General features: G+C 61.0%; 4 protein-coding genes and 1 pseudogene. All 5 read left to right on the plus strand.

Features of this window, described 5'->3' with window-relative positions; genetic code table 11:
* The first annotated feature begins 303 nt into the window (after positions 1-303).
* The 5 genes and pseudogenes from ACFW2E_RS35350 to ACFW2E_RS35370 all read left to right on the plus strand — a co-directional run bounded on the left by ACFW2E_RS35350 (position 304) and on the right by ACFW2E_RS35370 (position 7815).
* Complete coding sequence (locus ACFW2E_RS35350; RefSeq protein WP_384472618.1) at positions 304-1818, plus strand: N-6 DNA methylase; 1515 nt, start codon at positions 304-306, stop codon at positions 1816-1818.
* On the plus strand, positions 1811-3016 hold the full coding sequence (locus ACFW2E_RS35355) for a restriction endonuclease subunit S (protein ID WP_384472621.1): 1206 nt from the start codon (positions 1811-1813) through the stop codon (positions 3014-3016). The genes ACFW2E_RS35350 and ACFW2E_RS35355 overlap by 8 nt, the downstream gene beginning before the upstream one ends.
* 1 nt (position 3017) lies before the next feature.
* Positions 3018-6092, plus strand: a complete 3075-nt coding sequence (locus ACFW2E_RS35360; RefSeq protein WP_384472624.1) for a type I restriction endonuclease subunit R — start codon at positions 3018-3020, stop codon at positions 6090-6092.
* A gap of 154 nt (positions 6093-6246) precedes the next feature.
* A pseudogene (locus ACFW2E_RS35365) lies at positions 6247-6423 on the plus strand (HNH endonuclease); the annotation flags it as partial.
* A 3-nt stretch (positions 6424-6426) separates the two neighbouring features.
* Positions 6427-7815 (plus strand): hypothetical protein, encoded by a 1389-nt coding sequence (locus tag ACFW2E_RS35370; protein WP_384472627.1) that lies wholly within the window; start codon positions 6427-6429, stop codon positions 7813-7815.
* The last annotated feature ends 180 nt before the right edge of the window (positions 7816-7995 follow it).

The following is a 7995-nucleotide window of genomic DNA, read 5'->3' on the forward strand; positions in this document are numbered from 1 at the left end:
GGATGTCTTGGAGTGACAGACCTCTTCTACGGCAGCTCCGCTGCTTTGCCTACGGCTTTGACAAGCGGCCCCAGGCCTTAACTGAACGGCGTTGCTTCTAGCAGAGTTCGTTTGGTGGCGCGTTGCAGAAGCTCCAGTACGGTGGCCAATCGCTGATCCAAGTGTGTCCGCGATCACGCTCGGCTCGGAGCGTGGGTGCTGGTCATCGTTTGCAGGACGCTGCTGCCTACCGCACCGGACTCCCGAATGTCGGTGCCCTCCTCCATAATCAGGGCACCGTCTTCAACGAAGGACCTCATCTCTGTGACGATCACCCAGCACGAGCTCGAAGCCCGGCTGTGGGACGCCGCGAACGCGCTCCGCGGCCCCGTCGACCCGGCTGACTTTAAGACCTACGTCTTCCCGATGCTGTTCTGGAAGTGGATCAGCGACACCTGGGTCCACGAGCACGACGCGGCATTCGACAAGTACGGCGACGACCTCGACGATGAGATCGAGGCCGAATTCCACCGGTTCGAGCTGCCTGAGGGCACGCTGTGGAGTGAGGTCACCGAGAAGGTGACCAACCTCGGTGCGGAGATCGCGAAGGCCTTCCAGCTAATCGAAATGGCCAACCCCCGCTCGCTCGCTGGCGTCTTCGGCGACGCCTCGTGGGGCAACAAGGAGCGCATCCCGGAGTCGGCTCTGCTGGGGCTCATTCAAGCGTTCAACAAGATCAGGCTGGACCCGTCCACGGTCTCGCACGACCTGCTCGGCGCGGGCTACGAGTACTTGCTGAAGAACTTCGCCGACGAGTCGGGCAAGAAGGCCGGCGAGTTCTTCACGCCCCGTGAGGTCGTGAACCTGCTCGTCGGGATCCTCCAGCCTGAGCCGGGCGAGTCCGTCTACGACCCGTCCTGCGGCTCCGGCGGGATGCTTGTCGCGACGATCAACCAGCTGCGCGAGTCCGGCAAGGACCACCGCACGCTCAGGGTGTACGGCCAGGAGATCAACCTGACGACGGCCTCGATCGCCCGGATGAACCTGTTCCTGCACGAGATCGAGGACTTCGACATCAAGCGCGGAGACACCCTCCGTGCTCCGGCGTTCAAGGCCCCCAGCGGTGCGGTTCGCCAGTTCGATGCCGTGATCGCCAACCCGCCCTTCTCGCTGGAGAATTGGGGAGCGGACCGCTGGTCCTCGGATCCGCGAGCCATCTACGGCGTGCCGCCGGCGAAGTACGGCGACTACGCCTTCGTCCAGCACATGGTCTCGTCGATGAAGCCTGGATCCGGTCGTGTCGGCGTGGTGATGCCCCACGGCGTGCTGTTCCGCCCAGGCGCGGAGGCGAAGATCCGCCGGGGCCTCATCGGGAAGGACGTTCTGGAGGCCGTCGTAGGGCTGCCGCCCAAGCTGTTTTACTCGACCGACATCCCGGCGTGCCTGTTGATCTTCCGCGACCAGAAGCCAGCTGAGCGCAAGGATCACGTGCTCTTCATTGACGGCTCGGCGCGGTTTATCAAGGGCAAGAAGCAGAATCTGATGTCCGAGGATGACGTCAGAGCTGTCGTCGAGGCGTACCGGACGGGTAGCGACTCAGCGGGTGAGGGCGGTGCGAACGTCCGGCTAGTGCCACTCGAGGAGATCGAGCAGAACGGCTTCGACCTGAACATCGGCCGCTACATCAAGGTCGCTGCAGAGGAGACCGCCGATCTGGGCACCGCGCTCGTGGCGTATGCCGACGCCCGGCAGCATCGCATCGACACCGAGACTGTCATGTTCGAGCGGCTTGCAGCGGCAGGCGTCGACCTGAGCGTGTTCGGGGTGTCCAGTGAGTGAGTGGGAGCGGGTCCGGCTCGACGAGGTCATCGCACTGGATGTTGACGCGATCCCGATCACGGCGAAGGCTTCCTACGACATCGTCGGTGTCTTGAACCGCGGTCGGGGCCTGTTGTTCCGGGAACCGATCGCTGGCGATGAGACCACGTACAAGACGCTGAATCGCATCAGGCCGAACCAGATCGTCTACAGCCGCTTGAAGGCGTTTGAAGGAGCGATCACCGTTGCTCCGAACGATCTGGGCGAGGTCTACGCGTCGCAAGAGTTTCCCACGTTCACATGTGGCGAACGAATGCTTCCCGAATACTTCCGACTCCTTACGACCACGAAACGACTGTGGGAGAAACTGCAGGCGTTGTCGACTGGCATGGGCGGCAGGCGTGAACGGGTCAAGCCCGCTGACTTCTTGACGATTGAGGTTGCTCTCCCGTCGTTGTCGGAGCAGTGCCGAATCGTCGACGTCATGGCAGCGGTGGACGCACAGATTGACGGGCTGGATGCCGAGAAGCAGAAGGCAGCCTCATTGCTGGCAGTCGTTCGCAACGCGCATCCGGAAGGTACCGAGCACGATCTACGCAGCGTTGTTTCCGGGATCCAAGGCGGAAAGAGCGTTCAGACTTCGGATGAAAAGCCGCGAACTGGAGAGCCGGCTGTCCTGAAACTGAGCGCGATCCAACTGGGCGCTTTTGTGGCCTCCGAAGCAAAGCGACTTGTTGACCTAGCGGGTTACACCAGTGCCCACCTAGTGGCAGAGGGCGACCTCCTTATCACTAGAGCCAGTGGTTCATTCGATCGCGTCGGCTATGCCGCCATCGCGCGAAACGTAGCAGCCCAGACCTATCTGCCTGACCTCATCTGGCGAATTCAAACAAAGCCCGAGGTCTGCCAGGCGACGTTTCTGGCTCATCTATTGTGTTCCCCGTCGGTGCGCTCGACTGTCACAGCATCAGCGCGCGGGACCGCATCGATGAGGAAGATCAATAAGGCCCTTTTGGGTTCTCTGCGTCTGCCGATCCCGTCGCTTGAGGATCAGTCCAAGTACGTTCAGCACTGTGATGCTGTCGCGTCCGCAGTGGAAGACCTGGATCTGGAGCTCGCCAATCTCCGCGCTGTCCGCTCCGCGCTGCTGGCCTCCCTCCTCAACCAGGAAATTGAGATCCCGGAGGCGTACGACGCTCTGCTCGAGGAGGTGTCCTGACATGGGATGGACGGAAGCGAGCACGATCCAGCGTTCACTGCTCGAGTGGGCGGAGGAGGCTGGCTGGGAGCGTCTCCAAGGGGATGAGCTGCCGCGCGATCAGCATGACGTCATCGTCGAGGGCTGGGCACGCGAAGCGCTGCTCACCCTGAACCCAGAGCTGGTCGACGACCCCGAGTCGGCAGACCTCGTTCTGCATGAGCTCAATCAGGCTGTGCTCGATGCGCACAACGGTCTCGTTGCGGCCAACGAGCGACTGACCGTGATGCTTCGCGGCGACCACTCGTTCACGACGATCGACGGTAGGCATATGCCGCGTCGGCTGATCGACTTCAAAGACCTCAACAACAACCGCTTCACCGTCGCTGACGAGGTCACCGTCAACGGTGCGGCCAAACCGCGCCGGTTCGACGTCGTCTATTACGTCAACGGGTTCCCGCTGGTCGTTGCCGAGACCAAGACGCCTGTGAAGCATCAGGTCTCGTGGGTCAACGCCGCGAAGGACCTTCACGACGTGTATGAGGAGGAGTATTCGAACTTCTTCGCGACGAACGTCTTCAACGTCGCCACCGAGGGCCTGGAGTTCCGCATGGCTCCGATCCGTGCGGTCCCGGACCCCGACTCCGAGATCTGGGCCCCGTGGGGGTCCACTGAGGACGACCCCAAAACCGTCACGGGTCCGGCTCGAGTCGAGCGGGCCGCGCGCTTACTGCTGCGGCCGGAGACGATCCTGCCGATCCTCAAGGACCTGGTGATGTTCCGTCACGCGCGGGATGCCTCCGAGGTCGACATCAAGCTCTTGCCTCGTTACCCGCAGTTCGAGGCGGCTCTGGCGATCCACGCCAAGGTGCTCGCAGGCCGTCCTGGTGGACTGATCTGGCATCACCAGGGATCGGGCAAGACCGAACTCATGGCGTTCGCCGCCGCCCGTTTGCTGCGCGATGACGCGGTGACGGAGAAGTTCGGGAGCGCGCCGACGGTCATCGTGATCGCGGACCGTAGGGATCTGGTCCGGCAGACGGCGGAGATGTTCGAGACTGCCGGCATGCCGCGGATGTCGGTGCCCCGCAACCGGCGGGAGCTGCACGCTCTGCTGCGTAGCGGTGAGCCCGGTGTGGTCATCACGACGGTGCACAAGTTCGCTGAGGCCGGCCATCTCAACAACCGGTCGAACATCGTGGTCCTCGTTGACGAGGCGCACCGCTCGCAGGAGGGGAAGTTCGGCGATGCGTGGCGCGCGGCGGTTCCGAACGCGAAGTTTTTCGGTGCGACGGGTACTGCGGTCGAGGACAAGGACCGTTCGACGTTCAAGCTGTTCGGCGACCCTGGCGACCCGGATTTTGTGATGTCGCGGTACACGCCGGAGCAGTCCATCGCCGATGGGTTCACCAAGCCAGTGATCGTAGAAGGCCGGTCCGTCGGGTTCAACCTCGACAAGGAAGCCTTGGACGAGGCCTTCGACGAGTTGGCCACGGATGAGGGCCTGGACGAGGAGGAGAAGGTTTTCCTGTCGAGGAAGGTTTCTCACATCGAGACGATCCTCTCCAACCCCGAGCGCGTGACTGCTGTGTGTGCCGACATTGTCGACCACTTCCTTACCTATGTCGCGCCTCTTGGGCAGAAGGCTCAGGTCGTGGCCTACAACCAGCGCCTTGTGATCTCGTACACCACGGCCATCGAGGCTGAGCTGGAGCGCCGTGCTGCAGTCATGCCGGATGGACGACTCCGTGAGGTCGGTGTGGTGATGCACGTCGCCGACAGCAAGGAGACCCCCAAGGAGCACAAGAAGTACCTGCTCACACCGGAGCAGGAGGAGGCCCTTAAGCGCCGCTTCAAGAAGGTCGATGACCCGATGTCGTTCATCGTCGTCACCGCGAAGTGGATGACCGGCTTCAACGCGCCCATCGAGGGCGTGCTGTATCTCGACAAGCCCGCCAAGGACACGAACCTGTTCCAGACGATCACGCGGCCCAACCGTCCGTGGAAGAACCCTGTCACCGGTCAGCGTAAGGACTTCGGGCGGGTCGTCGACTTCATCGGCCTCGCGAGGGCGATCGGCAAGGCTGTGGCCGGCCCGAAGGTGAAGGACGATGAAGAGGACGAGCTCAACGTCACCGACGCCTCCAAGCTAGCGGGGAAGTTCGTCGCCGACCTCACGCGGCTGCTCCATCTTTTCAACGGCATTGACACCAATGACTCGTCATTCGAGTCGCTCGCTGAGGCCCATGAGCGGATCCCTGAGGGCGGCGCGCAGCGCACCGAGTTCATCGAGACCTACATCGCGCTACAGACAGTGTGGGAGTTCCTCGACCCGCACCCGATGCTCCAGCCATTCAAGGGGCAGTACTTCTGGCTCGCGAAGGTGTACGAGTCGATCCGGCCCAAGGACGTTTCCAAGACTTTCCTCTGGGCACGTCTCGGCGCGAAGACCACTGACCTGATTCACGGTCACATGACCGATGTGGGCGTGAAGTCAATGCCGTCGAAGACAGTCACGCTCGACGCTGCTGGTCTGGCGCTGGTGAAGAAGATCGCCGAGCAGCTGAAGCTCTCCGAGCAGCAGGCGCCGGAGTCGAAAGCCGGTGACGTGTACCAGGAGGTCCTCGACTCCATCGAGGCGCGCCTCAGGCGTCGGCTCGCCGATACCGAGAGCCCTGCGTACCGGTCGCTGGCGGAGCGGATCGCGAAGCTCCGTGCCAAGGCGATCGAGAACGTCGAGGACTCGCTGGCGTTCCTCGAGGAAGCGCTGAAGATCGCTCAGGACGTGGTCGCCGCGGACCGGGCAGCGGAACAGGGCGACCAGGCAGCGCTCGACCAGTTGGCCGATCCGAAGCGTGGGGCGCTCACGCAGATCGTCGCGGAGAACACACCGCCCGGGCTGCACAAGATCGTCCCCGACATAGCCTCGCGGATCGACTCGATCGTCGTCGAGGTCGCCTATGCCGGTTGGAGCGCCAGCGACGCTGGCGACAAACGCGTCCGTCGCGAGCTGCGTTCCGCCCTGAAGGAGTACAGCTTGCCGATCAAGGGCGAGTTGTTCGACCGAACGTACGAGTATGTGCGGGAGAACTATTGAATGACGTCATGACCAGGACCATCGCAAAGATTGCACAAGTGCTGGGGTTGACCTTTTTCGTCTGACTTCGTTCAGGGTGGGGGATATGGGTGCGCCGCGGAGCCCAAAGCCGAAGGATTCGACACAAAGAGAACTCTGGCGCAGGGCAAACGGCATGTGTCAAAAGTGTGGCTGCGAACTGGATCCTGGGAAGAGAGGGCCCGCACCTACAGCTGAGGTCGCGCATATCAGGGCCCTGAGCGATGGAGGCCCGCGCGCGGTGCCGGGTTTGTCGATCGAGGAGAGGAACTCAATCGGCAACCTCATTCTCCTTTGCCCATCGTGCCACGACCTTGTGGACAAGAGTGAGAGCGAATATGCGATTTCTGCCCTGCTTAAGATGAAGGCAGAGCAGGAAGAGCGGGCAGCCTCAATGAGGCAATCCGGGCAGTCGTGGAATATGCGTTTTTCATCTATTGACTACCTGAATCTTCCTAGGATCGCCGCAATGCCTGGAACGAACCTGTTGCTGAAGGCTGCCAAAGAGGTGAATCTCGATATCGGCCGCCCGTTTCATGAGCAGGGGATCGCCTCCGGCTTCTTTATAGAGAGAATTCATCCGCTTTTCGCCGTATGGGATGCTCGAGCCACGGAGCTTAACGAACGGACCGTAGCGCACATACAGCATGGTCAAATGGTTTCATTTGAACAGCCGATGCGTACCCGCAACTCTCGCTCGCTGCCGAGTATGCCTAAGTCGGCGTCATGGGAAAATGTTCCGCAGCTGGTGTGCGCGGTCGGCAAACGGAAAGTGCGAATCCGATTCGATGCGGACTGGATAACTACCAGGACCCCTATTGTTGACTTTAAAAGCGCAGCGCGTCGACCTATTATTTACGCTGGCTTGGGCCAAGTTGTGGGCGTCACGGACACGGAGATTTTCGTGTCTGCCCGAATCTTTGGGCAGCCGCAGACGCCTGAGAGCGCTATGTGGGATTACCTTAAATCGTCGAGCGGGTCAGGTCCGGACACCCTGTCCGTGGACGATTTCGTTAATGAGTTCTCCAGCTTGCAGCGCACGCCTTCGACCCTTGTGGTAGATCAGGGAGAGGGAGAATTGAAAACCGTAGCGCTGCATTTCGATGAAGATGCAGTTATGCCGGGGCAGATAGAACGTGAACTGTTTGCTCAGATTCTTCGCGTCGTGCCAGAGTTCCGACGCGACGTCCGAGTGGCCGTTTATAGCCTGACCCTCAGTGAATTTGCCAATAATGGAGTCGTTGCACCAAGTGATGTCGCGGTAGACATACTGGCGTCGAAGCCAGACCTTTGGAAGACGCTGGGGATTCCCGAGATGGCGACTTTTATTCGGTACAAGAATATTGCCATTGCTAAAGTGGAGGGGGTCTCTATTCAGCAGGCAACCGACCTCCATGCGGTGATGAAGGAAGCTTCCCAAAGCTATGTGGGCGCGGTAGAAGTGGATCTCGAATCGGCTACTCATCGCCGAGTTTACGAGGGCTTCCCTCGCTATAGGCTTGTGCAATCAGACTTGCGCCTTCTGTGGAGTGAGCTTGAGCGTGCCCTTTCTGGTGACGACATCGAGGACAGGCTCAGTGAATGGGAGGCGGTAGATCTATTTCGAAGAGTTAGCTGGGAGGATGGTCCCGGTCCCCACGACGCTGAGATTCGGGACCTTGGGAATCAATTCATCCAATGGCTGGCAGAGGATGATATTCGTTAGCGGGGGACCTGGTATCTAAAGCATTCGCAGCCTGAGTAAACGGTGCTGATTTTATCGCGTTAAGGTCGGCGGAGCGGCTTTGGGGTGGCGCTGCTTTGGCGCGAGTGATCATGGCCCCGTAAGCTTCCGGCGCGTCGGGCAGTCTGTGGACCTGCCCGGTAAAGCACGACGTTGGGGCCA

It is taken from the genome of Streptomyces sp. NPDC058964 (genome assembly GCF_042741275.1).
Lineage (GTDB): Bacteria > Actinomycetota > Actinomycetes > Streptomycetales > Streptomycetaceae > Streptomyces.

Coding starts and splice junctions, on each gene's coding strand:
- ACFW2E_RS35360 (WP_384472624.1), top strand. CDS start 3,018: ATGGGATGGACGGAAGCGAGCACGATCCAGCGTTCACTGCTCGAGTGG.